The sequence below is a fragment of the Streptomyces sp. HNM0575 genome, from assembly GCF_012726265.1.
Taxonomy (GTDB): Bacteria; Actinomycetota; Actinomycetes; order Streptomycetales; family Streptomycetaceae; genus Streptomyces.
Window position 1 is genome coordinate 353,416 of sequence record NZ_JAASAG010000001.1, and the last position, 25,200, is coordinate 378,615.

18 protein-coding genes are annotated in these 25,200 nt (G+C 71.3%); 14 read left to right on the top strand and 4 right to left on the bottom strand.

Going from position 1 to position 25,200, the window contains the following annotated elements; genetic code table 11:
* Positions 1 to 123 precede the first annotated feature (123 nt).
* The 6 genes from HCC61_RS01470 to HCC61_RS01495 all read left to right on the top strand — a co-directional run bounded on the left by HCC61_RS01470 (position 124) and on the right by HCC61_RS01495 (position 11,727).
* A complete protein-coding gene (locus HCC61_RS01470) occupies positions 124 to 3,270 on the top strand; it encodes a type 2 lanthipeptide synthetase LanM family protein (RefSeq protein ID WP_169133362.1) in 3,147 nt (1,048 codons plus the stop codon).
* Positions 3,271 to 3,272: 2 nt separating this feature from the next.
* On the top strand, positions 3,273 to 5,456 hold the full coding sequence (locus tag HCC61_RS01475; protein WP_240968345.1) for a peptidase domain-containing ABC transporter: 2,184 nt from the start codon (positions 3,273 to 3,275) through the stop codon (positions 5,454 to 5,456).
* A complete protein-coding gene (lanM, locus tag HCC61_RS01480) occupies positions 5,453 to 8,287 on the top strand; it encodes a type 2 lanthipeptide synthetase LanM (RefSeq protein WP_169133363.1) in 2,835 nt (944 codons plus the stop codon). The genes HCC61_RS01475 and lanM overlap by 4 nt, the downstream gene beginning before the upstream one ends.
* A 70-nt stretch (positions 8,288 to 8,357) precedes the next feature.
* Complete coding sequence (locus HCC61_RS01485) at positions 8,358 to 8,558, top strand: hypothetical protein (RefSeq protein ID WP_169133364.1); 201 nt, start codon at positions 8,358 to 8,360, stop codon at positions 8,556 to 8,558.
* 64 nt (positions 8,559 to 8,622) lie between these two features.
* The gene (locus HCC61_RS01490; protein ID WP_346776969.1) at positions 8,623 to 9,597 is read left to right on the top strand and encodes an LLM class flavin-dependent oxidoreductase; all 975 of its coding nucleotides are present in this window, start codon (positions 8,623 to 8,625) and stop codon (positions 9,595 to 9,597) included.
* 114 nt (positions 9,598 to 9,711) lie between these two features.
* A complete protein-coding gene (locus HCC61_RS01495; protein WP_169133365.1) occupies positions 9,712 to 11,727 on the top strand; it encodes a cellulase family glycosylhydrolase in 2,016 nt (671 codons plus the stop codon).
* Between the two features lie 163 nt (positions 11,728 to 11,890).
* On the opposite strand, the gene HCC61_RS01500 is transcribed toward HCC61_RS01495, so the two are convergent.
* Positions 11,891 to 12,586, bottom strand: coding sequence for a DUF2470 domain-containing protein (locus HCC61_RS01500; RefSeq protein ID WP_169133366.1), 696 nt, complete (start codon positions 12,584 to 12,586; stop codon positions 11,891 to 11,893).
* A 148-nt stretch (positions 12,587 to 12,734) separates the two neighbouring features.
* On the opposite strand from HCC61_RS01500, the gene HCC61_RS01505 reads away from it, so the two are divergent.
* The 8 genes from HCC61_RS01505 to HCC61_RS01540 all read left to right on the top strand — a co-directional run bounded on the left by HCC61_RS01505 (position 12,735) and on the right by HCC61_RS01540 (position 22,296).
* Positions 12,735 to 13,460, top strand: a complete 726-nt coding sequence (locus tag HCC61_RS01505; protein WP_169133367.1) for an SIP domain-containing protein — start codon at positions 12,735 to 12,737, stop codon at positions 13,458 to 13,460.
* Between the two features lie 444 nt (positions 13,461 to 13,904).
* Positions 13,905 to 14,597, top strand: coding sequence for a hypothetical protein (locus HCC61_RS01510; protein ID WP_169133368.1), 693 nt, complete (start codon positions 13,905 to 13,907; stop codon positions 14,595 to 14,597).
* Positions 14,594 to 15,388, top strand: a complete 795-nt coding sequence (gene cseB, locus HCC61_RS01515; RefSeq protein WP_169133369.1) for a two-component system response regulator CseB — start codon at positions 14,594 to 14,596, stop codon at positions 15,386 to 15,388. Before HCC61_RS01510 ends, cseB begins: the two co-directional genes overlap by 4 nt.
* Before the next feature lie 80 nt (positions 15,389 to 15,468).
* On the top strand, positions 15,469 to 17,013 hold the full coding sequence (locus tag HCC61_RS01520; RefSeq protein ID WP_346776970.1) for a HAMP domain-containing sensor histidine kinase: 1,545 nt from the start codon (positions 15,469 to 15,471) through the stop codon (positions 17,011 to 17,013).
* Between the two features lie 69 nt (positions 17,014 to 17,082).
* Positions 17,083 to 18,993, top strand: a complete 1,911-nt coding sequence (locus HCC61_RS01525; RefSeq protein ID WP_169133371.1) for a transglycosylase domain-containing protein — start codon at positions 17,083 to 17,085, stop codon at positions 18,991 to 18,993.
* 565 nt (positions 18,994 to 19,558) lie between these two features.
* Complete coding sequence (locus tag HCC61_RS01530; protein ID WP_169133372.1) at positions 19,559 to 19,909, top strand: MerR family transcriptional regulator; 351 nt, start codon at positions 19,559 to 19,561, stop codon at positions 19,907 to 19,909.
* A 341-nt stretch (positions 19,910 to 20,250) separates the two neighbouring features.
* Positions 20,251 to 20,454: a cold-shock protein gene (locus HCC61_RS01535; RefSeq protein WP_169133373.1), complete on the top strand. Its 204-nt coding sequence runs from the start codon at positions 20,251 to 20,253 to the stop codon at positions 20,452 to 20,454.
* Positions 20,455 to 20,790: 336 nt separating this feature from the next.
* Positions 20,791 to 22,296 (top strand): DEAD/DEAH box helicase, encoded by a 1,506-nt coding sequence (locus HCC61_RS01540; protein WP_169133374.1) that lies wholly within the window; start codon positions 20,791 to 20,793, stop codon positions 22,294 to 22,296.
* Positions 22,297 to 22,430: 134 nt separating this feature from the next.
* Here the strand turns inward: HCC61_RS01540 and HCC61_RS01545 are convergent, their stop codons facing one another.
* From HCC61_RS01545 to HCC61_RS01555, 3 genes are read right to left on the bottom strand one after another with little or no spacing between them, the layout of a single operon-like run.
* Complete coding sequence (locus tag HCC61_RS01545) at positions 22,431 to 23,006, bottom strand: hypothetical protein (RefSeq protein WP_169133375.1); 576 nt, start codon at positions 23,004 to 23,006, stop codon at positions 22,431 to 22,433.
* Complete coding sequence (locus HCC61_RS01550) at positions 23,003 to 24,385, bottom strand: hypothetical protein (RefSeq protein WP_169133376.1); 1,383 nt, start codon at positions 24,383 to 24,385, stop codon at positions 23,003 to 23,005. Before HCC61_RS01550 ends, HCC61_RS01545 begins: the two co-directional genes overlap by 4 nt.
* Positions 24,382 to 25,191, bottom strand: a complete 810-nt coding sequence (locus tag HCC61_RS01555; RefSeq protein WP_169133819.1) for an ABC transporter ATP-binding protein — start codon at positions 25,189 to 25,191, stop codon at positions 24,382 to 24,384. Before HCC61_RS01555 ends, HCC61_RS01550 begins: the two co-directional genes overlap by 4 nt.
* Between the last annotated feature and the right edge of the window lie 9 nt (positions 25,192 to 25,200).

Here is a 25,200-nt window from a genome sequence, read left to right on the forward strand (position 1 = left end):
CGCGGCGGTCATGTAGCAGTGCTCAAGCGGAGTGGAGGCCCGTCCCGAGCCGGGCCTCCATTCCGCGGCCTTGACTCCGGCCCGTTTCTACGACATCTCGCGAAAAGTGGGAGCAGCTTCACCGTGATATCTCAAGCCGAGTTCTATCCGGAGTTCGACAGCGTCGAAGTCGAAGAAACAATCGCGCCGCTGGCGCAGTTCGACGACCAGGTGGCCGGAGTCCTGAAAAAGGTCGTCGTGCCCGCGCGGGCCGTTTCCGGCGCCGCCGGCGAGGGAGCACGCCGTACCGTCGCGGAATGGCTCGCCGCCCCGGAGCGCTATCCCTTCCAGCGAATCATCAGAAACGTCGCCGCCGCTGTCGCGGACAACGACCCTCTCGCGGATCACGGGAATCTCTTCCATGACCGGGACGCCGCGCTGAGGCAGGTGCTCGACCGCGCCGAGAGCCGGGTGCGCGAGGTGTACACGAGGCCGCTGGTCGTCTCGGTCAACCACGCGCGGGAGAAAGGGACACTGCGGGGCGAAACCCCGCAGGAGCGCTATGAATACTTCGTCGAGCAGTCGCGGCGCTCGTCCTTCGAGGACGTGAGCGGACTTTCGTTCCCGGTGTTACAGGACCTCACGCGCGTTCTCGTACGCAATGAGACGGAAGCGATCGAGGAGTTGTGCGGCCGGCTCACCGCCGACCGGGAGGCCGTCTCGGCGGCCTTCGGCATCGGCGCCGACGACAGGATCGTCTCGTGCGGATTCTCCGAGGGGGACGCGCACAACCACGGCCGCAGCGTCTCCGTCCTCGAGTTCGCATCCGGGAAGAAGCTGGTCTACAAGCCGCGCGACGTCTCCTGCGAGGCCGCCTACGAGACCGTCGCCCGCGAGCTCAACGCCCGCTTCGGCACCTCGCTGGCCGCCGCGGCCGTACTGGAGCGCGACCACTACGGATACGTCGAGTACATCGAGGCCGAGGAAGTCTCGGACATGTCCGCGGAGTTCATGGACGCCAGCGGCGAACTCGCCGCCGTCTTCTACCTCCTCAACGCCCGCGACATGCACTTCGAGAACATCCTGCCGACCCGCCGCGGTCCCGTGCCCATCGACCTGGAGACGATCCTCCACCCCGCGCGCGTCCACGCGGGCCCCACTCCGGAGGCCCCCGGCAACGCCTACGACACCATCGGCCAGTCCGTCTACGGCGTCGGGATACTGCCGCTCGTCATGGTCGGCAAGGGCGAGGACGCCGGCCACGTGGACCTCGGCTTCCTCGGCGACCAGGGCCGCGGCGCCTCGCCGTTCAAGAGCATCCTCTTCGAGAACCCGTACACCGACTCCGTCCGCCTGGTGATACGTGCGCAGGAGGCACAGGAGCGCCGCACGGTCGTCAGCGCGCTCTCCGAGGAGGAGATTCACGGGCTCGGCGCCCGCATGGCGGCCGGGTTCTCCAGGGTCTTCCGCGCGGTGGCGGCCGACCACGGGACATGGGAGAGGCTGCTGCGCGAGGCGGCCTCGGGGGTGCGGGTGCGCTACGTGCACAACCCGACGGCCCTGTACGCGCAGACGCTGCGGATGACCTCCTCGGCGGGCGCCCTCGACGACTTCGCCCCGTATCTGGCCCTGCTGAAGCGGATAGCGATCGCCAGCAAGACCTCGTCGCGGAACATCGTCGCGTCCGAGGTGCGCCAGCTCGCGGAGCGCGACATCCCCTACTTCACCGTGGCCGCGGGCGGGGTCTCGCTGACGGACGGCGACGGCGCCGCGGTCGGCGCGGAGTTCGAAGAGACGCCCGTGGAGCGGGCGTTGGCGAAGACCGCGGCCATGTCGGAGGCCGCGCTCCGCGAGCAGCTGAGACTGATCTACTCGGCCTTCTCGTCGCGCTTCCCCGACAACCACCTGACGAGCTCCGGCAGTTCGGACCGCGTCCCCGGCTCCCGCGGCACGGACGGCGGTGCGGGCAGCGGCACGGACAGGGGTGGGGTCGGCGGTGCGGACGCCACGCCGTCGCGGCGCTCCGCCGCACAGTCCCGCGACGGCTTGATCGCGCTCGCCAGGGAGCTGTCCGGCGATCTGGCGGCCACGTCGCTGCCGGACAAGTTCGCCCACCTGCCCCGCACCTGGATCGGCCCGCTCGCCTCCGCTTCGGCCAACAGGCCCTGGCCGCCGGGGGTGCTGGGATACGACCTCTACACGGGCCGGGTCGGCCCGGCGCTGGCCCTGGCGGCGGCCGGACGGGCCCTGGACGAACGCGAGTACCGCGAGGTGTCCGCGCAGATCTTCTCGACCATGGCCGGGATCCTCGCCGGTCACCGCTACGAGACGCGCAGCATCCAGCAGGCCGGATTCGGCGGGTTCACGGGCATGGCCGGAATCCTCTTCGCCCTGGCGTCGGCGGGCCGGCTGCTGGAGAACGACGACTGGGTGCGGGCCGCGCAGGGCGCGGTGCCGCTGGTGCTCGACCAGGTCCGCGGCATCCCCGCGGAAGAGCTGCCGGTGGACGTCGTCGGGGGCGTCGCGGGTGTGATGTCGTGCCTCACCGCGATCGGCGGGCCGCATGCCGAGGACTCGCTCGCGTCGCTCACCGCCACGCTCGTACGGGCGCTCGGCGGTGGCGCGGGCGCGGGCGTGGGCGCGGGCGGTGGCCGGGGCCAGGAGTCCGTACCGGCCCCGGAGTCCGTACTGGCGCAGTCCGGGTTCGCACACGGCGTCAGCGGCCTCATCCATGCGCTGAGCAGCGCCTGCCCGCGCGTACCGGAGGCGCAGCGCGGCCCGGTCAAGTCCGCTCTCAAGTCGCTCGTCGACCGGCTTCAGGGCTTCTACGACACGAGCGAAGGCAACTGGTTCTCCAACGTGGCCACGCCGTGGTCGTTCTCGACCGGCTGGTGCCACGGCGCGACCGGTATCGCCCTGGCGCTCTCCGAGTACGCCTCCGTGTCGGACGACGAGGTCGTACCGGCCATGCGCGACGTGGCCGTCGGCAACCTCATCCGCCACGGCTTCGGCCGCAACATGACGTGGTGCCACGGCGACCTCGGCAACCACGACGTGCTGGCGAAGCTCGCGTCGACCGTGGACCCGACGCTGTGCGACGAGGTCGGTGAGATCGAGGCCAGATGGCTCCAACCCGACGTCTTCAGACGGAAGATCAGCGACAGCCGGAGCCGCTACGCCCATACCAACAGCCTGATGGTCGGCACCGCCGGCATCGTGCTGCACCTGGTCAATCGCATCGACCCGGGCCTCCACGTCTCCCCGGTCACCCTCACCTGCGAGAGCCGATAGCCATGGGACTCACCGGGGGACGCAAGGCGATGCGCCGCATGCCGACGGTCACGCAGGTCACGCAGACCGAGTGCGGGCTGTGCTGCACGGTCTCGCTGCTGCGCTACTACGGCCGCGCCGAGGACATCTCCACCGCGCGCGACGCCATGGACGCCGGCCGGGACGGGCTGAGCGCCGGTCAGCTCGCGCGGTTCCTGCGCACGCGCGGCATGGAGACGAAGCTCTTCCGCGCCAAGGACGTCGCGGCGCTGGAGAAGTTCACCTCGCCGGTGATCATCTACTGGGAGGACTACCACTTCGTCGTCCTCGAGAAGTTCGACGGCAGCAAAGCCACCGTCATGGACCCGGCCGTGGGCAGGCGCCGCCTCAGCCGCGACGAACTCGACGACGGCTTCAGCGGGATCGTCGTATCCGCCGAAGTGGGCCCGGACTTCGAGAAGTCGAAGCAGAAGCCGCTGGCGGAGTGGCGCGGCATCTCCCTCTTCGCGGAGGGCTCGCCCAAGAAGATCGCCCTCGTCGGGCTGCTGTCCTTCAGCGGCTACGGGGCGATCCTGGGCATCCCCATGCTGACGGAGTGGGCCGTCGACCGGCAGAAGCACTGGCACGGCCTCGACGACCTGTCACTGGTGCTCGCCGCCGTCGCGGGCGTGGCCGTCGCCTATCTCGCGCTGCACGTGGTCCGGGTCATGGTGCTGTCGTCGGTGGTGGCGCTGCTCGGCAAGCATCTGATGAGCACCACGTTCACCAAGCTGCTCTTCCTGCCGTACAAGTTCTTCACGGTGCGGCAGCCGGGAGAGCTGCTCTTCCGGCTCAACAGCGTCAACATGATCCGCGACCTGCTCTCCTCGCGCGTGGCGCAGGGCATCCTCGACGTCGGAACCCTGCTGTGCGTGACGGGCTATCTCTTCTACGTCGAGTGGCGGCTCGGCCTGATCGCCGTCGCGCTCTTCCTGCTCAACGCGGCCTACCTGTGGCGTACGCGCCCGCGGCTGATGGAGTACGTCGACGCCGAGATAAGCCAGTTGAGCAAGAGCCAGTCGACGCAGCTGGACGCGATCGTCTCGATACCCACCATCAAGATGGGCGGCTACGCCCACGAGTTCGTCGAGACCTGGAGCAAGGTCTACACGTCGTCGCTCGACGCGATGAAGGACCGCATGCGCATGCAGCAGGGCCGCATCTCGGGCGTGACCACGACGACGCAGATGTTCGGCCCGATGATCCTGCTGCTGACCAGCCTCTACTTCGTCAGCCACGGCTACATCTCGCTGGGCGCGGCGATCGCGGTGCAGGCCGTCTCGGCGACGTACTTCTCGCTGTCGACGTCGGTGTTCCAGACGTACACCGAATTCACCGAGGCCTCCCGCTACATGGCCAGGCTGAACGACATCGTCAAGACCGAGCCGGAGGATCCCGGCGGCACGCTCACCGATCTGCTGTCGACGGCGATACAGCTGGAGGACGTCAGCTTCCAGTACACGAGGCACAGCGACTTCGTCGTGCGCAACGTCTCGCTGGACATACCGGCCGGCTCGAAGGTCGCGCTCGTAGGGCCGTCCGGCTCGGGCAAGTCCACGCTGGGCAGGATCATCTGCGGCCTCTACGAGCCCACCCGGGGCGTCATCCGGTTCGGCGACGTCGAGCAGCGCCACTACGACAAGAACGCGCTGCGGCGGCAGATCGGCTACATCCCGCAGGAGATCCACCTGCACAACCGGACGATCCTGGAGAACCTGACGCTCGGCCAGGACATCGCCCCCGAGGTGGTGCGCGAATACTGCGCGGGCGTGGGCATCCTCGACTTCCTCGAAGACCTGCCCATGGGGCTGAAGACGCTGGTCTCGGAGATGGGCGCGAACTTCTCCGGCGGTCAGCGCCAGCGGCTCGCGATCGTACGGGCGCTGCTCCAGAACCCGCCGATCCTCGTGATGGACGAGGCCACGTCCGCGCTGGACACCGTCAACGAGCGGCGCGTCGGGGAGATCATCGAGCACATCGGCTCGACGCAGGTGATCATCGCGCACCGCCTGGCCACCATCAAATCCGCCGACCACATCTACGTGCTGGACGACGGACGCGTCGTCGAGCAGGGCAGTCACGCCCAACTCCTGGGCTCGGGCGCGGTGTACACGGACCTCTACGCCGAGAAGGCCCCGGAGCTGTTCGCCGGAGGTGAGCGGGCGTGACCGTACCCCGAGTGTCGATCCCGGCCTTCCTGCCCTTCTACGAACACCTCGCGCCACGCGGCGACGCCGGCTCGGCGCTGCGGGAGAAGATCGCGCCGGTCGCCGGTCCCGGCCGTCTGGAGGATCTGCTGGACGACGCGTGGCACGGGCTGGTCGCCGCCGTCGAGCAGCAGTCGTTCCGCACGCTGATCGGCGAGTTCCACGCCTTCCGGGAGAGGCGCGGGCTGCCGATGACGGGCGAGAGCGACGAGGCGCTGACGCTCTTCCGCGAGCACCTCGGCGACGCGGACCACTGCCGGGAGATCACCGGCAGGCACCCAGTGCTGAAGCAGCGCGCCGGCACGATCGTGCGCAACTCGCTCCGGGCGTACGCCGATGTCTTCGAGTCGTACGCACGGGACGAGGCCGAGCTGAAGGCCGCCGGGCTTGTGCCGTCGGAGAGCGGCGGGCTGAAGAAGATCGTCTTCTCGGGCTCGGATCCCCACAACGACAACCGGCAGGTCGTCCATGTGCGGCTCGCCGGGGGCACGAGGCTCGTCTTCAAGCCGCGGACCCTGGTCTCGGACCGTTTCGTGAAGGACCTCTTCGCGGCGGCCGACACGTTTCTGAAGCATTCGCTGCGTGAGTGCGTACCGGTCTCGGTGACGTCGGGATCGCACGGGTGGCAGCAGTTCGTGGAATCGGCGGCGATGGAATCCGGGCGTCAACCCGCCCGCTACTTCTACCGGTTCGGCGCCCTGTGCGCGGTGCTGGGCGCCATCGGCGCATCCGACCTCCACGACGAGAACGTGCTGGCGTGCGGCGAGAACCCGTGTGTCATCGACACCGAGACGATGACGCGGGCCGACGCGGGCGTGGAGAACGACTCGCTGCCCCACGTGATCATGAATCACATGAAGCTCTCCGTGGTCTCCACGATGCTCGTGCCGATGGTCGACCCGACCTCTCCCATCGACATCAACATGGCGGGCGTCGGCGTCGCGGGCGACCAGAAGTCGAAGAACCTCACGAGGCCGGCGGTGCGAAACAGCGCGACGGACGACATCCGCGTCGAATGGGAGCCCGTCACATACAAGCACCACGGCAACGTCGCCCGGCTCGGGGACCGGCGTCTGTCGGCCACGGAGTATTTCGCCGACACCCTGGAGGGATACTTCGACGCGCTGGAATTCGTGCGCGGCGACGGCGTCTTGAAGATCCTCGACGCCTATCCGGAGATGCCCGTACGGAGCCTGCTGCGGTCGACGATGGTCTACAGCAGATTCCTGGACGCCTTCACGCATCCGAAATACCTGCGGGACCCGGAGGAGGCCGCGCGGCTGCTCGGACTTCTGAAGAACATGCCAGAGTACCTGTCCCCGGAGGCCGCCGAATACGCCCGCAGGGAAGAGCGGGCCGCGCTGTTCTCGGGGAACGTCCCCTACTTCGTCACCCGTAGCGACTCCACCGAACTGGCCACGCCCGCAAGCAGTTTCCCCGGCGTCTACCGGACGACGCCGATCGGGACGGCACGCAGGGGAGTGGAGCTCAACTCGGCCCGCACGGACCTCTACCACCACTTCCTCCTGGAGGAGTGCTTCGGCGAGGCCGTGGCCGAGGACGATCCCGCGGGGCTCTCCTCGGAGAGCCTGTTCGGGCAGCTGTCGCTGACCCGTGCACGCGCCGGGAAGTGGTGGCCGGGGATCGCGCGGAGGATCGACGCCGTATCCGTGCCCTTCGACGGCCCGGACGGGCGGGAGACGGGCTGGCTGTGCGGCATCGGCCCCGAGCGGAACGCACCGACGATGACCGCCGGGAACTTCGTCTCCTTCCACGACTCCGGCGGCATCGTGACGTTCCTCCGGCGCGCTGCACGCCACGACAAGGACGCGCGGGCCGCGTACGCGAGCGCCCGCCGGGGCCTGGGCAGCCTGCTCGCCCGCTACGGCGAATCCCTGATGCAGACGCCCGAGTCCGTCTTCACCGGGGCCGCCTCGACGCTGCTGGCGCGGCCGGACGAAGTGGAGGACGGCTGGCTGGCGCGGATCTTCGAGCGGCTCGAAGAGCGGGCGGAATCGGGCGAGTTGGAGAACGACCTGGCCAACGGCCCTGCCGGGCTGCTGATGGTGCTGCTGTCCCGGGCGGGTGCGGGCGGTGCGGGCGGCGGGGAGCTGTGCGACGGCGACCTGTGCGGCGGGGACCGGATCGCGCGGCTGCGCGAGCTGACCCTGGCCCACCTGGCGGCGCCGCGGACCGCCGAGTGGTTCGACGTCGCACACGGCGAACTCGGGCTCCGGTGGGCGTGCGCCCGTGCGGGAAGGGCGCTGGACGATCCCCGGCTGGTGGACGAGTCCGCTCGCTGGCTGGTCGCACGCTCGGAATCCGGTGTCGAAAGCCCCTACGCGGGCTGGTGCAACGGCGCCGCCGGCCTGCTGCTCGCCTCCGCCGAGATCCTCACCGCGGCGGGCCGCAGGGAATGGCTGTCGGGCGCGCGTCTCGACGCACTCGTGAGCAAGGCGACCCGCATTCCGGAAGGACGGCCGCTCGATCTCTCGGTATGCCACGGCAGCAGCGGCGTCGTGCAGTCGCTGATCGCGGCCGGACGCATTCTCGGAGACAGGTCGCTGATCTCCCGCGCGCAGGACTATCAGGAACGCGTGCTGGACACGATCCGTGCGAACGGCTTCTTCACGGGGGCCGGGGGACGCACATCTCTTCTCGGTTACATGTTCGGCTGGTCCGGAATCGGCGACACGGACGCGATGCTTCAACTCGCCGTCACCGGCCGGGAATCCGGACCCGAAGATTTCCACATTCCCGTCGCCCTTTCCTGCGGCGGCGTTTCCGGATGACGGAGAGCAGTACGGCAGCAGCGATGCAGGCAGTACACGCGGTACGGCAATGAGGAACAGGCAACGAGCAATGAGCAATGAGCCATACGGCACCGGGAGGTCGTCAGTGAAGAAGTACAAGGGCAGTTGGGGCGTCATCGTCGCGGTGGGCGGCGCCATCGCCATCACGACCGCATACAGCGAGAACTATGTGCTGGCGGCCGTCATCGGCGTACTGACCGTGGTGCTCGCGCTGGGCGCCTTCGTGAAGTTCGACCGCAAGCAGTCGTAGCCGTCACGGTCCAAGGGGAGCGCATCGTGCGCGCGTGCGTGTTCTGACGAAAGGATGTCCCGGGGTGCGGCTCTCGATACTTCTCCCCTTCGGTCCGGTACGGCCGGAACAGGTGGTCCCGTTCGCGAATCTCGTGAACTGGACCTGCGCCGACCGGCTCTGGCAGGGCCACGGAATGCTGCTGGACAGTCACCACCTGATCAACTGGCTTGCGGGGATCGGCATCAGGGTCCCCAGCGGATTCGGCGTCACGCTGATGCCGCTGCGCTCCCCGTACCAGGCGGCGATCGAAGCCCGTTCCGTCGCGCTCTCGACGGGCCGCTCCGTCGTCGCCGGATTCGGGCCCGGCGGCCTTCAGGCGCAGCGCAGTTTCCTGGGCGGGCCGTACGCGAGCCAGTTGGGCGCGTGCCGTGAGTACGTCCGCACGGTGCGCGGACTGCTGCACGGCGAGACCGTGGAGAACGACGGGGGCGACCACTTCCCCGGAGTGTCCAGGCTCCTCGAATACAAGCAGGCCCCGGTGTCCGTGGGGCTCGGCGTGCTCCGCGAGAAGATGGCCGCCCTCGCGGGCGAGCTCGCCGACGTCGCCATCACCTGGCTTGGCTCGGCGTCGTATCTGGACGGGATCCTGATGCCCGCCATGCGCAAGGGCGCCGAGGAGCGGCAGTGGGACAAGCCCGCGACGGTCACCGCCATCGTGCCCGTCGCGCTGTCCGGTCCCGGCCGCAAGGCCGAGGACCTGGCGGGCGCCTCGTGCGGTACGCACATCCAGGCCCCCCACTATCAGGCCGCGTTGAAGAGGGCCGGGATCGCGGTGTCCGGGGACGGCGACCCGGGCGACGCCGTGAAGCTCGTGGACGGCGGGGTGTTCCTGTACGGAACGGCCGCGGAGATACACGAGAGGCTGGAGGAGTACCGCGCGATCGGCGTCGACGAGGTGGTGCTCAACGCCACGGGCGTCGGCCTCGTCGAGGGGCCGCGGGCGGCGGCACAGGACCTGCTGGAGATCCTGGAGGCGGCGCCCGCACAGGGCGGTTGAGCGCAGGGCCGGCCTGCCCAACTCCCTTGCGGGGTAGGGCGATCGGCCCCCGATCTCCGCCACACGTGGATGAGGCGTGTGTCTCGTGGGAAGCGTGTGACTGTGAAGAGGTCCATGTTCAGATCAGCGCCGACCACCGTCGTTCTCGGTCTGCTTGCCGGCCTCGTGGCCGGTCCCCAGGCCACGGGCGTGACCGAGCCGCCGGCGTCGTCCCGCGCCGCCGCTCCGCCGACGCGGGGCTCCCCGCCGGCATCCGCGCCGGAATCTCCCGCGCCCACGAGGGATTCCCCGTCGAAGACCACTCCGGTCTCCGCGCCGGGAACGGCGCCGGGGCCGGAGAAGTGGACGCCGCCCCTGAGCACCAGGGGCCGCTACATCGTCGACGCCGACGGCGACCGCTTCAAGCTGAAGTCCGGCAACTGGCATGGCGCGAGCGGCACTTGGACCGGCTCCGGAGACCCCGAGGACCCGGCGAACCACCACTCCGGGGAGAACTCCGGCCGGATACCGCTGGGACTGGACCGTACGCCGATGAAGGAGATCGTCGCCGGGTTCGGCGAACTCGGCCTGAACAGCGTCCGCCTCCCCTTCTCCAACGAGATGATCCACGACGAACACCCGGTCTCCGACGCCTCGGTGGCCGCCAATCCGTTGCTGAAGGGCAGGACGCCGCTCCAGGTCTACGACGCGGCCGTGGAGGCCCTCACCGACGCCGGCTTCGCCGTGATCCTCAACAACCACACCAACACGACGCGTTGGTGCTGCGGCGTGGACGGCAACGAGCGCTGGAACGCCAGCCAGACGACCGAGACCTGGGAGAACGACTGGCTGTTCATGGCCCGCCGCTACGCGAAGAACCCCCGCGTCGCCGGCGCCGACCTCTACAACGAGGTGCGCCGCTCGGCGCTCGACGACCCCAACTGGGGCCAGGGCGACAGCCACGACTGGTTCGCCGCGTCACAGCACCTCGGGGACCGCATCCTCCAGGAGGCCGATCCGGACCTGCTCGTGATCGTCGAGGGGATCAACTGGACCGGCCTTCCCATCGACGGCCTCCCACACGGCCGCCCCACCCTCGAACCCGTCCAGCGCCTCTCCCACACGCTCGTGCGCTCCGGAAAGCTCGTCTACTCCGCGCACTTCTACGGCTACACGGGACCGAACCACAGCGGCGCCACCGGCATCGGCGAGACCTCCGACCCCCGCTACCGCGACTTCGGCCGCGCCGAACTGTACGACGTGCTGCGGCGGCAGGCCTTCTACGTCGCCTCGCAGCAGGACCGGCACTTCACCGCGCCCGTATGGATCAGCGAATTCGGGGCCGGCGGCCCGGAGGAGACCGACGGGAAGGAGCGCGCCTGGTTCCGCAACTTCACCGCCTTCCTCGCCGAGACGGACGCGGACTTCGCGTACTGGCCGCTCGTCGGCTGGAACGAGAAGGGAAGCGACAACGGCTGGGGCCTGCTGCGCTGGGACTCCGCGGGCCGGCGCACCGGCGTCCTCGACGGCGGCGACTGGCGGGCCGGAGCCTGGAAGCGCCTCGTGAACGCGCCCGCGCGCACGGGCGCGATACCCGCCACGGACCGCTGGTCGATGCTGAGCCCGGACCACGGGGACTTCGTCGCGTCCCTGCGGATGCGCGAGCAGGGCGACTGGGACAGCGGAGGGCGCAAGGCAGCGTGCCCGGACGACCAGCGGCTGATCGGTCTCAGCCACACGGGCGCGAGAGGGCTGTGCACCGACACCGACGCCCGCGGCCTGTCCGCGCCCGGCGGCGCCCACGAGGTGGTCACCGACGAACGCCACGTGGAACCGGGGCAGGACTGGGCGAGCGGATACACCAAGTTCCAGTGCCCGTCCGGCCGGTTCCTGACCGGCTACAGCGTGCGGGGGGCAGCGGTGTCCTCGGCCCTGTGCACCGAGGCGAAGCACGCGCTCGGCACCGGCGGCAGGACCGTGTGGTTCGACCGGTCCGACGCCCGCCCGCCGGACGCGAAGGGCGGCGACTTCGCACACGGCCACCTCAAGGGACAGTGCGCCGACGGCGAGTACGCCGCCGGAATCGCCTTCACCCGCCGCGCGGGGTCGTCGGGATCTCCGTCGGCCCTGCTGTGCAGGGATCTGAACTGACGGCCCTGACAGGCGAATTCGCGTCCCCGGCCGGATTCGCGTGCGCCCGGTGCCCGCCGGCGCCCGGCCGCACCGGGTGAGCGACGCGACCGCGTCCCCCGCGAATCCTGCGCGGGGGACGCCGTCCGCTGCGTCCGGGCCGTCCGTCCGTGGTGCGCGGCGCTCAGGCCGGCAGGTGGTTGGAGTGGGAGGCCCGGCGTGCGGCGTCCAGGAGGGCCTGGATCCGGCAGTCGACCTGGTCGGGGTCGGTCACGGGCGTCGAGAACGACACCCGGGCGTCGCGATGCATGCCGGGATACTCGAGGCGCAGCGTCAGGCCGTAACGGTCCAGAGCCACCGGAACGGCGCGCACCATGCCGCGGTCGGGCCGCGGCCGCACGAGACGCAGCAGCAGCGGGATCGACTCGCCGTGGCCGTCGAGGAGATGCATCAGCATCGCGGCCTCGCAGGTGGCCAGCGGGTCGGGGGCGAGCTCCTGCAATTCCTCCAGCGTCACGTACGAGCGTCCGCGGGAGTCCTCCAGGACCGCCTGCCCGAACTCCATGCACGTGCTCCCGCTCCCGCTGTCGTACGGGGCCGGAAGCAACCCCGTCACGGTGACTCGGGCGCGCAGCCGCTCCCGTACCGGCGTGGGGGCGACGTCGGTCAGCTCCAGTCTCACCGGGATGCGCAACTCGCCCTCGGGGAGGGGGATTTCGGACGGCGCGTGGAGGTGGACGTTGCCCGTCGAGTCGTGGAGCCGGTGCACTTCGGCGTGGACTCCGTCGCTCACCACCGTCATCGAATGAGCCGAGGCAAGGATCGACCGCACGCGTTCGGCGGGCGTGGGCTCTGTGACGCGGGGGCGGAAGGGGCGCATCTCAGTCCTCCAGGGTCTGCGGTCGGGCTGGGCGTGTGACCACTCGGACGTGGCGTGCTTAGGTTAGGCTAACCTAAGCACGAGAACCCTGTATCTCTGAAGTGCATCTCCGGCGGTGCGTGCCGCAGTCACGTCAAGGAGGCGACAGATGGCGCGAGTTCCGAAGGTCCTGGCCGAGTACGCGCAGCGCCGCGGGTTCGCCGCAGAGGTGACCGCCGTCGAACGACCCTCTCCCTCGCTGCTGCGAATCGCCTTCCACAGCCCTTCGTTGCGGTCCCGGGACGTCTCCCCGTGCGATGTCACCGCCTTCCGCGTGGGAGAGAACGACTTCCGCCACTACACGCCCGAGTCGCACGATCCCGACGCCGGGACGGTCACGGTCGTGGTCCACGACCACGGCCGGACCGACGCCCCCGGACTCAGCCTGATCGAATCGCTCGCGCCGGGCAGCGAAGTCGTCTGGTGCGGGCTGGACTCCGCGAGAGGCTTCCGCTGGACCTCGCCCTCCGCGGCGCTGGCCATGGGGGACGCGAGCACCCTTGGACTGATGGCTGCACTGACCGAGCAGGCGAACGCCGAGAGCACGCGACTGCTCGTCGCCGTGGAGACCGAGCCGCCGGACCGCGAATACGTCACCGGGCTGCTCCCCGAGGCGGTCGTACTGCCCGCGGCCGAGGAGCCCGGCGCCGCCCTGGACGAGTGGCTCGGCGAAGCCGGTGAGCGCATCCGCTCGCTTGCCCCCCGGGTCGCCTATCTCGCCGGGCACGGCGGCTCGATACAGCGGCAGCGCCAAGCGCTGCGCACGCGCCACGGGCTCGACCGGCGTGCCGTACGCACCCAGCCGTACTGGGCGACCGGCCGTACCGGACTGTGAACTCGCGCGGCCGGGCCCGCGGTTGGCGGTCGGTCGGCACGGCGATTCGGGGCCGCCACGCGATTGACGATCGGCACGCGATTCACGATCGGCAGGCAGGCGTCTGCCGAACTCCGGTCCCGCAGCGGGGACTTGAAGTCTTGCAACGGGCGCCGACCGGTCCGCCGGTCGGTCCGCCGCCCGGCCGGGGCCAGGCCGGGACCCGGACCGGGACGCACACCGCGCCGGGCGGCGGACGACGGGCCCCTGCCCTCGGCGCCGCCCCCGACGACCCGTCAGCCGTCCGTCGAGGACCTGATCTCCCGTGTGCGCAGCCAATTCCCGGCTTCCGGAGGATCGCCGCACGCCCCCGGCTAGGCTGACCCGCCTATGCACCCGTTGCGCACCGGTCGTTCGCGGCAAGCCGCGGCGCGACGCCCCCGAGGCACCGCCGCGGCGGTTCTCGTGGCCGCCGTCGGGCTTTCGGTGACGGCAGCGTCGTTGACCGGCTGCGCCTCCGACACCGGAGCGCGCGACGAGGGAGCGGCCTCCCGCCTGTCGCCGCCGGCCAGCGCTTCGCCGCTGTGGCCCGGCAGTTCACCGTCCGCGGCGCCCGCGGCGCCGGAACTGAGCCCGTACCCGCCGGTCAAGGGCGTCGCCGTGCCCGCGGACGGTCTCAAGGGCCTGCCGGTCAGGGAGCTGCTGGAGAACGACCCCAACGTGCCCGATCTGGTCCGCAAGCTGATGCAGGACTGCCGCGGCAGCGCCTGCTCCCAACGCAGCCCCGTCTACCGGGACTTGACCGGTGACGGTCGAGACGAGGTCATCGTGGCCGTGGACGCCGCGAGGATCGGCCAGACCCTGCTCAGCGTCTACCGGGCCTCCGGCGGACAGGTCAGACCGGTGCTGAGTCACTGGGGAGAGCCGGGGCTGACCGGCGAGACCATCGGCAGGGACCTGGTGATCACGGCGACCGGCAGGGAGGGCCCGTACACCACCAGATACCGCTGGAACGGCAAGGTGCTCGCCGCCGTCGCCGCGCAGAACCCGCAGAACCCGCAGAACCCGCAGAACGCGCAGAACCCGCACGAGCCGCAGGCCCCCGCCGAGCCCTCGGCGCAACACCCCGACTCCCCGGCTCCGGAACCGGCGCGATGACGGCGCCCGCGGACCCGCAGCCGCAGCCGTACCCGCGGCCCGGCCCCGCGCCCGAGCCGTCGGCCGCGGCGGTGACCGAGGCGCACATCCTGCTCGTCGAGGACGACGAGGTGATCCGCTGCACCGTGTGCATGGCACTGGAGCGGTACGGCTTCACCGTCTCGACCGCCGCCGACGGCCTCACCGGGCTGGAGGTCTTCCGCGAACGGCGGCCCGACCTGCTGCTGCTGGACGTCATGCTCCCCGAGCTCGACGGCATCGGGCTGTGCCGCCGGATACGCGAACTGAGCCTGGCGCCCGTGCTGATGATGTCGGCGCGCGGTGACGCCCTCGACATCGTCGCCGGCCTCGAAGCGGGCGCCGACGACTACGTGGTGAAGCCGTGCGAGAGCCCGGTGCTCGTCGCGCGGATACGTTCGCTGCTGCGCCGGGCCTCCTTCCCGCCCGTCGCGGGACGCGAGGGACCCGGACCCGCACCCGGACGTCAGCGGCCGGCACCCCCGCCGCGCACCCTCGTCTTCGGCGACCTGACCATCGACACCCTCGGCATGGAGGTGCGCCGGGCCGGAGCGCCGCTCGCCCTCACCCCGACCGAACTGCGCCTGCTGCTCGTACTCGCCGCGTCGCCCGGTGTGGTGCTGGAGCGCCGCACCCTGCTCGACCAGGTCTGGGACCACGCCTGGCACGGCGATACGCGCGTGGTCGATCTGCATGTGCAGCGGCTGCGGGCGAAGATCGGCGCCGAACGCATCGAGACCGTACGCGGGTTCGGCTACAAGCTGCGACGCTGACGATGCGGCTGAGGGCGACGGGCGGAGCGCAAGGGGCCACCGGGCCGCCCCGCGCGCTGCGCCGGCGCATCGCGGGCCTGGTGACCGCTGCGACCTTCGCCGTCGCCGTCGCGGTCGGCGTGCTGGTGCACCACGCCTCGTGGGACCGGGAGTTGTCGCAGGCGCGGGAGGCCGCCCGCACCACCCTGGACCGTGCCGCCGTCGGCTACGAGCGCACCGGCACCGTGCGCGGCTCGGGCGCCACGCTGGATCCGCGCGGGCTGCCCTCCGGGTTGCGCGCACTGGTACGCGAGGGCCACCGGGGCACGCAGTTCTCCTCCGGAGCCGAGGCGGGCGCGGGTGGGGGCGCGGGTGCGGCTGCGGGGCGCGGCGGTCCCGCGATGTGGGCGGCGCGGCCCGCGGGCCGCCAAGTGATCGCCGTACGCCTCGACATGACAGCGGCGGTCCGCAACCTCGACGCGCTGGACCGGAACATCGTCCTCGCGGGACTCCTGACCACGGCGGTCGTGCTGCCCCTGGGAGTGCTGACCGCGGGGCGGATGAGCCGCAGGCTCCGCGCGGCCGCGGGCATCGCACGGCGGATCGCCGCGGGGGATCTCGACGCCCGGGTCTCCGGAGGCCCGGCCGCCGTACGGCCCCACGACGAGATCGCCGAGATCTCCGGTGCCGTCGACTCGATGGCCGCGGCCCTTCAGGAACGGCTGCGCAGCGAGCAGCGGTTCACCGCCGACGTGGCGCACGAGCTTCGTACGCCCCTGATGGGTCTGGTCACGGCGGCCGAACTGCTCCCGGAGGGGCGGCCGTCGGAGTACGTACGCGACCGTGTACGGGCGCTCAGCACCCTCATCGAGGACCTGCTGGAGATCTCACGGCTGGACGCGGGGGCCGAGCACGCCGATGCCTCGCTGTGCGGCGTGGCGGCCCTCGTCGAGAACGCGGCCCGGCGCACCGGACTGTCCGTCGACGTCGTCACGGCGGGCGGCGGCGGACAGCCCACTGGCGACGGCGGCACCACTTCCGACGGTGACGGCACCGGCGGCGGCACCACTTCCGACGGTGACGGCACCGGCGGCGGCACCATTGCCCACGGCGACTCGAAGGTGTGGACGGACCCGCGCAGGCTGGAGCGCATCGTGGCCAACCTGTTCGTCAACGCCCACCGCCACGGCAGGCCGCCCGTGCTGGCCGAGGTTGCGGCCGACGGAAGGACGGTGACCGTGCGCGACCACGGCCCCGGATATCCGGCGGACCTGCTGGACTCGGGGCCGCAGCGGTTCCGTACCGGAGTGCGCGAGCGAGGCAGGGGTCACGGCCTCGGCCTGACCATCGCCATGGGGCAGGCCGAAGTCATCGGCGCGGCGCTCGAGTTCGGCAACGCGCCGGACGGCGGTGCGGTCGCCACACTCCGGCTCCCCGACCGCGGGGAGCCCGCCGGACCTGACGCGGAGCCCGAGCCGCACGCGCAGTCCGGGCCACCGCCGCAGCCAGAGCCCGAGCCGCACTTGCAGTCCGAGCCGCACTTGCAGTCCGAGCCGTACGGGCAGCCCGAGCCGTACGGGCCCGGCGGCCCGGACGCCGCCGCGCCCGGCGACCGCCCGCCGGAGCCGCGGCCGATACACGGCTGATACGTCTTCGAGCGGCGGCAGAGGCCCGGCCCCGGGCCGCGCAAGATCTTCGCCGCCCACGATGGCGCCATGCGGATCAAGCGGCTCAGGCCCGCCCACCCCGGAAGGCACGCGCAGGGAGCGGCACGAGGGCGGCACGGGCAGGGGAGAGGGAGAGAGGGGAGAGCGGCCGGGGCGGACCGCTCCCGCAGCGGACTGCGCCGGCTCCTCTCCTGGCGACGGCTGCTCGCCCTCGCCCTGACGCTCCTGACGGGCACGGCCGGCGCCTTCGCCGTCCTGTACGCCGTCATCGACGTCCCGCTGCCCAACGAGCAGGCCGAGGCCGATAGCAACGTCTACCTGTACCGCGACGGGACGCGGATCGCCCGCACCGGCGAGGTCAACCGCGAATCGGTGCCGCTGAAGAGGGTGCCGAAGGGCGTGCGGTACGCGTTCGTCGCCGCCGAGGACATGTCCTTCTACGACAGTCACGGCGTCGACCCCGTCGGCATGGCCCGCGGAGTGTTCAGCACGCTGACCGGGCAGGGCACGCAGGGCGGCTCGACCATCACGCAGCAGTACGTGAAGAACTACTACCTCAGCCAGGAGCGGACCGTCACCCGCAAGGTGAAGGAGATGGTCATCTCCCTGAAGGTGGACGGCCAGGAGACCAAGGACGACATCCTCGCCGGGTATCTGAACACCAGCTACTTCGGCCGCCTCGCCTACGGGATACAGGCCGCGTCCCGCGCGTACTACGGCAAGGACGTCGAGGACCTGACGGTCGCGGAGGGCGCCTACCTGGCGGCGCTGGTGCAGGCACCCAGCCAGTACGACTGGGCCGTCGCGACCCCGGAGTCCCGGAAGCTGGTGCGCAGGCGCTGGCGCTACGTGCTCGCCAACATGACCGAGATGGGAGTCCTCGACCGGGCGGAGCAGCGCCGGATGCGCTTCCCCGCACCGCGCGCGCCGGAGCCCCCACGGGGACTCGGCGGACAGGACGGCTACCTCGTCGACGCCGCCAACCGGGAGCTGGCCGAGGCGGGCGTCAGCGAACAGCGCCTCGCAGCCGGGGGCTGGACCGTCACGCTCAACATCGACCCCGGGCGGCAGCGCGCGCTGGAACGCGCCGCCGACGGCCGGGCCGACGGCCGCGCCGACGGCGCGCGGGACCCCAAGTCGCCCGCCGCGCAAGCCGGTACGCAGACCGGAGCCGTCTCGGTGAGCCCCCGCAGCGGCAGGGTGCTGGCCCTCTACGGGGGCCGCGACTACGCGAAGCACTACCTCAGCAACGCCACCCGCACCGACTACCAGGCGGGCGCCGCCTTCGCCCCGCTCACCCTCGCGGCGAAGCTGGAGCACGGCGACGAGGCCCGTACACCGGCCGGCCACGCCCGTGACGTCAAGCGCACCGCGGTCGCCCTGGGCATGGACCCGGAAGCGAACGGCTTCACGACCCGGCCGCGCACCCTCTCGCTCGGCCTCATGGGCACCAGCGCCCTGGAGCTCGCCGGTGTCTACGCCACGCTCGGCAACGACGGCACGAAGGTCACGCCCGCGGTCGTCCGGTCCGCCCGTCGCGGCACGGAGAGCGTGGAGCTGCCGCACGCCACGGGCGGCACCGCGGTCAGCGCGAAGACGGCACGGGCGGTGTCGGCGAGCCTCAGCACGGGCCTCGTCCCCGGCGGCGCGGGGGGCGGCAGGACCGCCGGGCTGCCCTCGGCCGCGCGTTCCCTCTCCGCCGTCTCGGCCGTCTCCGGTGCCTCCGACGACGGCAAGGCGGCGTGGTACGTCGGCAGCTCGCGACGGCTGGTCACCGCAGTCGGCACGTTCGGCGAGGATCCGAAGACCCGCGAGCAGCGGACGCTGGACGCCGCGGCCCGAAAGGCCCCCGCCGCGATCTGGTCCTCGTTCCTGGGCGAGGCCGCGGCGGCGGGGCAGTGGCGGCCCGGGACGGACGCCGTGCCGCCCGGCGAGACCGCCCCCGTGACGCGGCGCTGATCTGCCCGTGCGGTGCAGCTTTCGGGGCATGGGAACCAGAAGACTTCGCCATCGCCCCCCACAGAAAATCTGTTACGGCCAGAGTAGACATGAGGGCTTGCCGGGGTTAGGGTCTTGCCTCGTAGCCAAGAGGTCGAGAAGGCACGGCAGATGACGAACTGCCGTGGAGACAGGACCAGCAGGTTGCGGCACGGCGGTGGAGCGGCGGGGCCGGAAGTGATCGGCACCCTCGCTGACCGCCGGGCACCGCGGCTCACCAGGGGCCGCAGGAAGCACGCAGCCGGGCAGGTCGACAGCAGGAAGAGAAAGCAGAGGAAAGAAGAAGAAAGAAGGAGGCAGGCGCCATCAGGATCGCCCGGGCAGGAAGTCCGCCCGGGTACCGCAGACCCCGGATTGGAAGGTGGTCCCCGGTCACGCAGCTGCGATCCCCGTACCCGTCCTTTCAAGCGGCGGTGCGGAAACAGAACACCGGCCAAGTGACAGCCGGTAGATGGTGTTGATTCCCTCGGGGCCCTGGTACCGCACGGTGCCAGGGCCCCTCGACGCGTTTTCACGAGAGGTGCAAGTGGCCGCAGACAATCCCGACTCCCCGTCGAGCAATCTCGACGACGACGACTACCCCGCCTTCACGATGGGCCGGGCCGCCGAAATGCTCGACACCACGCCCGCGTTCCTGCGAGCCGTGGGCGAGGCGCGCCTGATCGTTCCGCTCCGCTCGGAGGGCGGACACCGCCGCTACTCCCGCTACCAACTGCGACTTGCCGCCCGGGCCCGCGAACTGGTCGATCAGGGAACCCCCGTTGAGGCGGCCTGCCGCATCATCATTCTCGAAGACCAGCTCGAAGAGGCCCAGCGCATCAACGAACGGCTGCGCGACCCGGAGACCCGGTCGGAGCCGACGGCCGACGCCTGCTAGCCGCCGCCCGGGAGGGCCGGTCGGTCGCCGTCCCGGCGGCGTTCGCCGGCGAATGCGTGGGCCGACCGGATATGGATACCTCTTCTCGCCGTCGCAGAAATGCAGTTGATGCGCGGTAAGGATTCTTGCCCCGGCCGGTGCGGCGGGGGACGTGGCGTACTCCCCGGGATTGACCGTGCTACGGTTGCGCCAGTTGCAGTTGGTTCCCAGGACTTCAAATGCCTCTCCGGCGCCCGCCGTTGAGCATGCGTTTTTTCCGGTACCCCGGAGGGGAAATCATCGCAGCGACGCCGGACCGCAGAGTGCGGACTCCGGGCACTGCCCCCCAAGGGAGATTCAATATGGCATCTGGCACCGTGAAGTGGTTCAACTCGGAAAAGGGTTTCGGCTTCATCGAGCAGGACGGCGGCGGGCTCGACGTGTTCGCCCACTTCTCGAACATCGCCGCCTCCGGTTTCCGTGAGCTTCAGGAAGGCCAGACGGTGAACTTCGACGTCACGCAGGGCCAGAAGGGCCTCCAGGCCGAGAACATCGTTCCCGCCTGACGCTGACGCAGGACGAGCTGGGGCACACAACGTGTGTCCCAGCTCTCTCCATTTCTCACCTGCCCGTTTCGACGGGCCTCCCACGAAGGCCACCGCGCGGCGGATCCACTGCCGCAGCACCGATTCGTGGGCCGGAAGAAACCCGCCCCACGGGCCCGCACCCGTACGACGGCCGGAGTTCTCATCATCGGCCGCCCGGTGCATTTTTCACGGGTAATCAGGGGCCACAGTCGTTCCGGTAATTTCCGTTTTTCTTCGGCTCGATCTTGCGAATCCTCGTGCGGCTCACTACTGCCGCCAATTCCTCGATACGTGCCGCATCGAGGAAGGTTCTGCATGAACCGCACTGTTCGCACCGACACCGCCGACCCCTCCCGCTCCCGCGGGAAGGCCGCCACCGGATCCGGCCGCAACCGCAGCCGTCCGGCGGGGACGGCCCGACGCGGCGCCCCCGTGCGTACGGCCAAGACCGGACGTCCGGACGGCCGGCGGCCCCGCGCCGGGGCCTCGCAGGAGTTCGCGCTGCCCGTCACAAGCAGGGCGCCCCTGCCCGCCGTCGAGACGTTCGCCGAGCTCGACCTGCCCGGTCCCCTCCAGGCCACGCTCCGTGCCCAGGGCGTGAGCGAGCCCTTCCCGATCCAGGCCGCGACGCTGCCCGACGCCCTGGCCGGCCGGGACGTCCTGGGGCGTGGACGCACGGGCTCCGGAAAGACCCTTGCCTTCGGCCTGGCCATGCTGGCCCGTACGGCCGGGCAGCGTGCCGAGCCCCGGCGGCCGCTGGCGCTCGTCCTCGCCCCCACCCGGGAGCTGGCTCAGCAGGTGACGGACGCGCTCACCCCGTACGCCCGGTCGTTGCGGCTTCGGCTGACGACGGTTGTCGGCGGGATGTCGATCAGCCGTCAGTCGCGCTCGTTGCAGGCCGGAAGCGAGGTCGTCATCGCAACTCCCGGTCGCCTCAAGGACCTTGTCGAGCGGGGCGACTGCCGGCTGGACCATGTGGCCGTCTCCGTTCTCGACGAGGCGGATCAGATGGCCGACATGGGCTTCATGCCCCAGGTGACCCACCTGCTCGACCAGGTGCGGCCCGGCGGGCAGCGGCTGCTCTTCTCCGCCACCCTGGACCGCAACGTCGATCAGCTGATCCGCCGTTATCTGGCCGACCCGGTGGTCCACTCCGTCGACCCCTCGGCAGGAGCGGTCAGCACGATGGAGCACCATCTGCTGCACGTGCACGGCGACGACAAGCACGCCACCACCACTCGGATCGCCGCGCGCGACGGACGGGTGCTCATGTTCCTGGACACCAAGCGTGCGGTGGACCGGCTGGTCAAGGACCTCCTGGCCGTGGGGGTGCGCGCCTCGGCCCTGCACGGCGGCAAGTCGCAGGCCCAGCGCAACCGCACTCTCGCCCAGTTCAAGACCGGCGGCACGACCGTGCTGGTGGCCACCGACGTCGCGGCCCGCGGCATCCACGTCGACAACCTCGACCTCGTGGTCAACGTCGATCCGCCGGCCGACCACAAGGACTACCTGCACCGCGGCGGCCGCACCGCCCGCGCCGGCGAGTCCGGCACCGTCGTCACCCTGGTCCTCCCCGGCCAGCGCCGCAGTATGAACCGCCTCATGTCGGACGCCGACATCATCGCGCAGGTGACCAGGGTCCGCTCCGGCGAAGCCGAACTGAGCCGCATCACCGGCGCCCGGGAGCCCTCGGGCACCCCCGTCGTCCTCGCTGTCCCGTCCGCCGGGAACTCCCGGGGAGCCGGCCCGTCCCGGCGCCGCGGACGGCGGAGCCGGTCCGCGCAGGAGCGCCGCCGTTCCACCGCCCACTCGGCCGCGTAGCCCCACCTGCGTCCGAAAGCCCACGTGTTAGCGCGGACAGGCCTCGCACAGCCCGCGAACCGCAGCCCGCGAACCGCAGGCGGCGAACCGCAGGCGGCGGAGGCCCTGTCGGGGTCACGCCCGCCACATCGCCGCTACCGCCTCGGGCCCGCGAGGGCGTAGGCCGTCGTACCGCCGGCCGCGAGGGCCAGGGCCGTCCAGGTCCCGGCCGTCGTGCCGGGTGGCAGCAGCATCCACGTCATCACCTGCATCGGCACGTCCGCCGAGGGCGGCGCGACGAGCGTGAACGCAAGCCAGGCGACCGGCAGCGTCCACGCGTGCCGCGCTCCGAGCAGTACCGCGCCGGCGGCGGCGAGTCCCGTCAGCCCCGCGCTGTCCCGTACGACGAACGCGAGGGCTGCCAGGTCCTCGCCCAGCGACTGCACGGCCGTCAGCGCGGCGGCGACGACCGCGCCGATCAGCAGCACGTGCACCGTCCTGCGCGGTACCCAGCGGATCGCGGCCGTACGGTCCAGCGCGACGTCCTGACCGCCGAGACCGATCGAGCCCGCCGTGGCCCCCATGGTGAGGGCCAGCGCGGGCAGCCGCGGATCGGACGGGCCCGCGTGGCCGTCCCGGGCGAGTGCCCACACCGCCGCCGCGCTGATCACCACCGCGGCGAGCGAGGCGGGCACCTGCCGCGAGCGGGCGTACAGCAGAGCCCATCTCACCGGGATCCACCGCCTGCCAGCACGTCGAGCACGTCGATGTCGCAGGAGAGCGCCGCGGAGTGCAACGCCGCGATGCGCGCACGCTGTCGGTCGCGCGGCAGGGCCTTGAGCTTCTTCCACACGGGGCGGGCCTTTGCCATCTGCTCGGCCGGAGAGTAGTACGCGTCGTGGAGCGGCTTGAGGTCCCCGAGGACCCAACTCGCCGCGATGCTCTGCGCGGTGAGCTCTTCGAGCGTGCCGCTCTCGTTCGCGCTACGGGCGAGGCACGTCGGCGCGATGCCCACGGCGACCAGGGAACGGGTCAGCTCCTCGTCCTTCGCGGAGTCGAACACCTTGTCCTCGAAGTCGACGAGCACATGCTCGCGGGACCGTGGCGCGGGATCGCCGATCCCGCGCAGGGCGGTGCTCTCCCGCACCGAATCCGGCGCCTGGCCGCGCGGCAGGGCTCCGTGCAGCAGCCGCAGCGCCTTCCGGCCGGGATCCGCGAGTCCGGCCAGCCGCGCCTGGTGCGTCCTCGTCACGCACACCGGCCCGTCGCACACCGGGGCCGCGGCCTCCTTGTCGACGACGTACGTCTGCCGCGGGGCGGAGGGGAGGACGAGCAGGGCGAGCGCCGCGCCCCCCAGAACGGGCGTCAGGGCGAGCAGCCGGACGCGCGGGGTCGCGGCGACCAGCAGCGCGAAGCCCGTCCCGGCCATGCCGAGGAGCCACAGCGTCTGCCCGAGATGTACGGAGACGGACGGGGTCAGCAGCACCTGGCGCGCCCCGTCCACCGCCGGCGACAGCAGCGTGACCCGGTTCGGCAGCGAGCCCGACGGCACGGCCGGGTCCGTCGACAGCCGCAGCAGCGCCGTTAGGAGAAGAGCGCCCACGGTCAGTACGGGCGGAGTGAGCACGGACGGCAGGGCCCGCGCGACGCCCATGCCCAGCACGGCGCCCGCGACGAGGGCGAGACCCGCCACCAGCGAGATCGGCAGCCAACCCAGGTGTGTGTACGCGGTGTTCGAGAGCACCTGGACCCCGCCCGTGAGGACGACGAGCGCGAAGCCCGTCGCCAGCGTGAGCGCCGACGAACCCGCCAGCACGGCCGCCCGGTGCCAGGCGGGACGCGGTGTGCTCGTCAGCAGTTCGGACATCCCCGAGCGGTGGTCGCGCAGCCCTTGCAGCGCCCCCAGCCCGACGGCGAGCGGCCACAGGTAGTTCAGCAGGCCGCGGGTCCACAGGGCCATGGACGTCCACTGCGCCGTCCACCGCGCGGTGCCGTTCCACCACGGACCGCTCAGTCCGTACAGCAACGCCAGCGCGCTCACCAGGATCACGGCCCCGGCCCAGGGGGCGACGGACCTTCTCGACTCGGTACGCAGAACCCGTACGTTCACCAAGTGCCCCTTTCCTGCGCGGAGTCGAGGAGCAGCGCCGAGTAGCCGCGCTCCAGCGGGCTGTCGCCCACGTGCTCGGGGCCGCCCGCAGCGGCCAGGTCGTCCGGGGTGCCCTGGAAGCGCAGCCGGCCCTCGGCGAAGAGCACGACGTCGGTGCAGGCGGCGGCGACGTCCTCCACCAGGTGGGTCGAGACGACCACGCAGGTGTCCGCGCCCAGTTCCTGGAGCAGTTCGCGGAAGCGCAGCCGCTGCGCCGGGTCCAGTCCTGCCGTCGGCTCGTCCAGCAGCAGTATCGACGGGTCGTTGACGACGGCCTGGGCGATGCCCACGCGCCGCACCATGCCGCCCGAGAGGGTCTTCATCCGGTCGTCGGCGCGGTCCGCGAGGCCCACGCGCTCCACGGCGCGCTGCACGGCCGCGGGGATGTCCGCCTTCGGCACCTCCTTCAGCCACGCCATGTACTCGACGAACTCGCGCACCGTGAAGCGCTTGTAGTAGCCGAACTCCTGTGGCAGATAGCCGATTCGGCGGCGCAGCGCACGGTGCGCCTCGCCCGTGCCGCCGGCGGGCTCCCCGAGCAGTTCCAGGCTGCCGGCCGCGGGACGCAGCACCGTCGCCAGTGCCCGTATGAGGGTGGTCTTGCCCGCCCCGTTGGGTCCGAGGAGGCCGTGTACGCCGGTTCCCAGCGACAGGTCGAGCCCGTCGACGGCCATCCGTTTCGCGCCGACCCGTACCTTCAGGCCCGTTGCCCGGATATCCCAGGCGTAGGCCTTCGGTGCGACGTCAGCCGCGCTCACCGCGCGCATCATCTGTTT

What these genes read in the sequence shown, in the direction of transcription:
- HCC61_RS01475 (WP_240968345.1), top strand. Translation starts at nt 3,273, where the DNA reads ATGGGACTCACCGGGGGACGCAAGGCGATGCGCCGCATGCCGACGGTC.
- HCC61_RS01485 (WP_169133364.1), top strand. Translation starts at nt 8,358, where the DNA reads ATGAGCAATGAGCCATACGGCACCGGGAGGTCGTCAGTGAAGAAGTAC.
- HCC61_RS01495 (WP_169133365.1), top strand. Translation starts at nt 9,712, where the DNA reads ATGTTCAGATCAGCGCCGACCACCGTCGTTCTCGGTCTGCTTGCCGGC.
- HCC61_RS01500 (WP_169133366.1), bottom strand. Translation starts at nt 12,586, where the DNA reads ATGCGCCCCTTCCGCCCCCGCGTCACAGAGCCCACGCCCGCCGAACGC.
- HCC61_RS01505 (WP_169133367.1), top strand. Translation starts at nt 12,735, where the DNA reads ATGGCGCGAGTTCCGAAGGTCCTGGCCGAGTACGCGCAGCGCCGCGGG.
- cseB (WP_169133369.1), top strand. Translation starts at nt 14,594, where the DNA reads ATGACGGCGCCCGCGGACCCGCAGCCGCAGCCGTACCCGCGGCCCGGC.
- HCC61_RS01525 (WP_169133371.1), top strand. Translation starts at nt 17,083, where the DNA reads ATGCGGATCAAGCGGCTCAGGCCCGCCCACCCCGGAAGGCACGCGCAG.
- HCC61_RS01535 (WP_169133373.1), top strand. Translation starts at nt 20,251, where the DNA reads ATGGCATCTGGCACCGTGAAGTGGTTCAACTCGGAAAAGGGTTTCGGC.
- HCC61_RS01540 (WP_169133374.1), top strand. Translation starts at nt 20,791, where the DNA reads ATGAACCGCACTGTTCGCACCGACACCGCCGACCCCTCCCGCTCCCGC.
- HCC61_RS01555 (WP_169133819.1), bottom strand. Translation starts at nt 25,191, where the DNA reads ATGCGCGCGGTGAGCGCGGCTGACGTCGCACCGAAGGCCTACGCCTGG.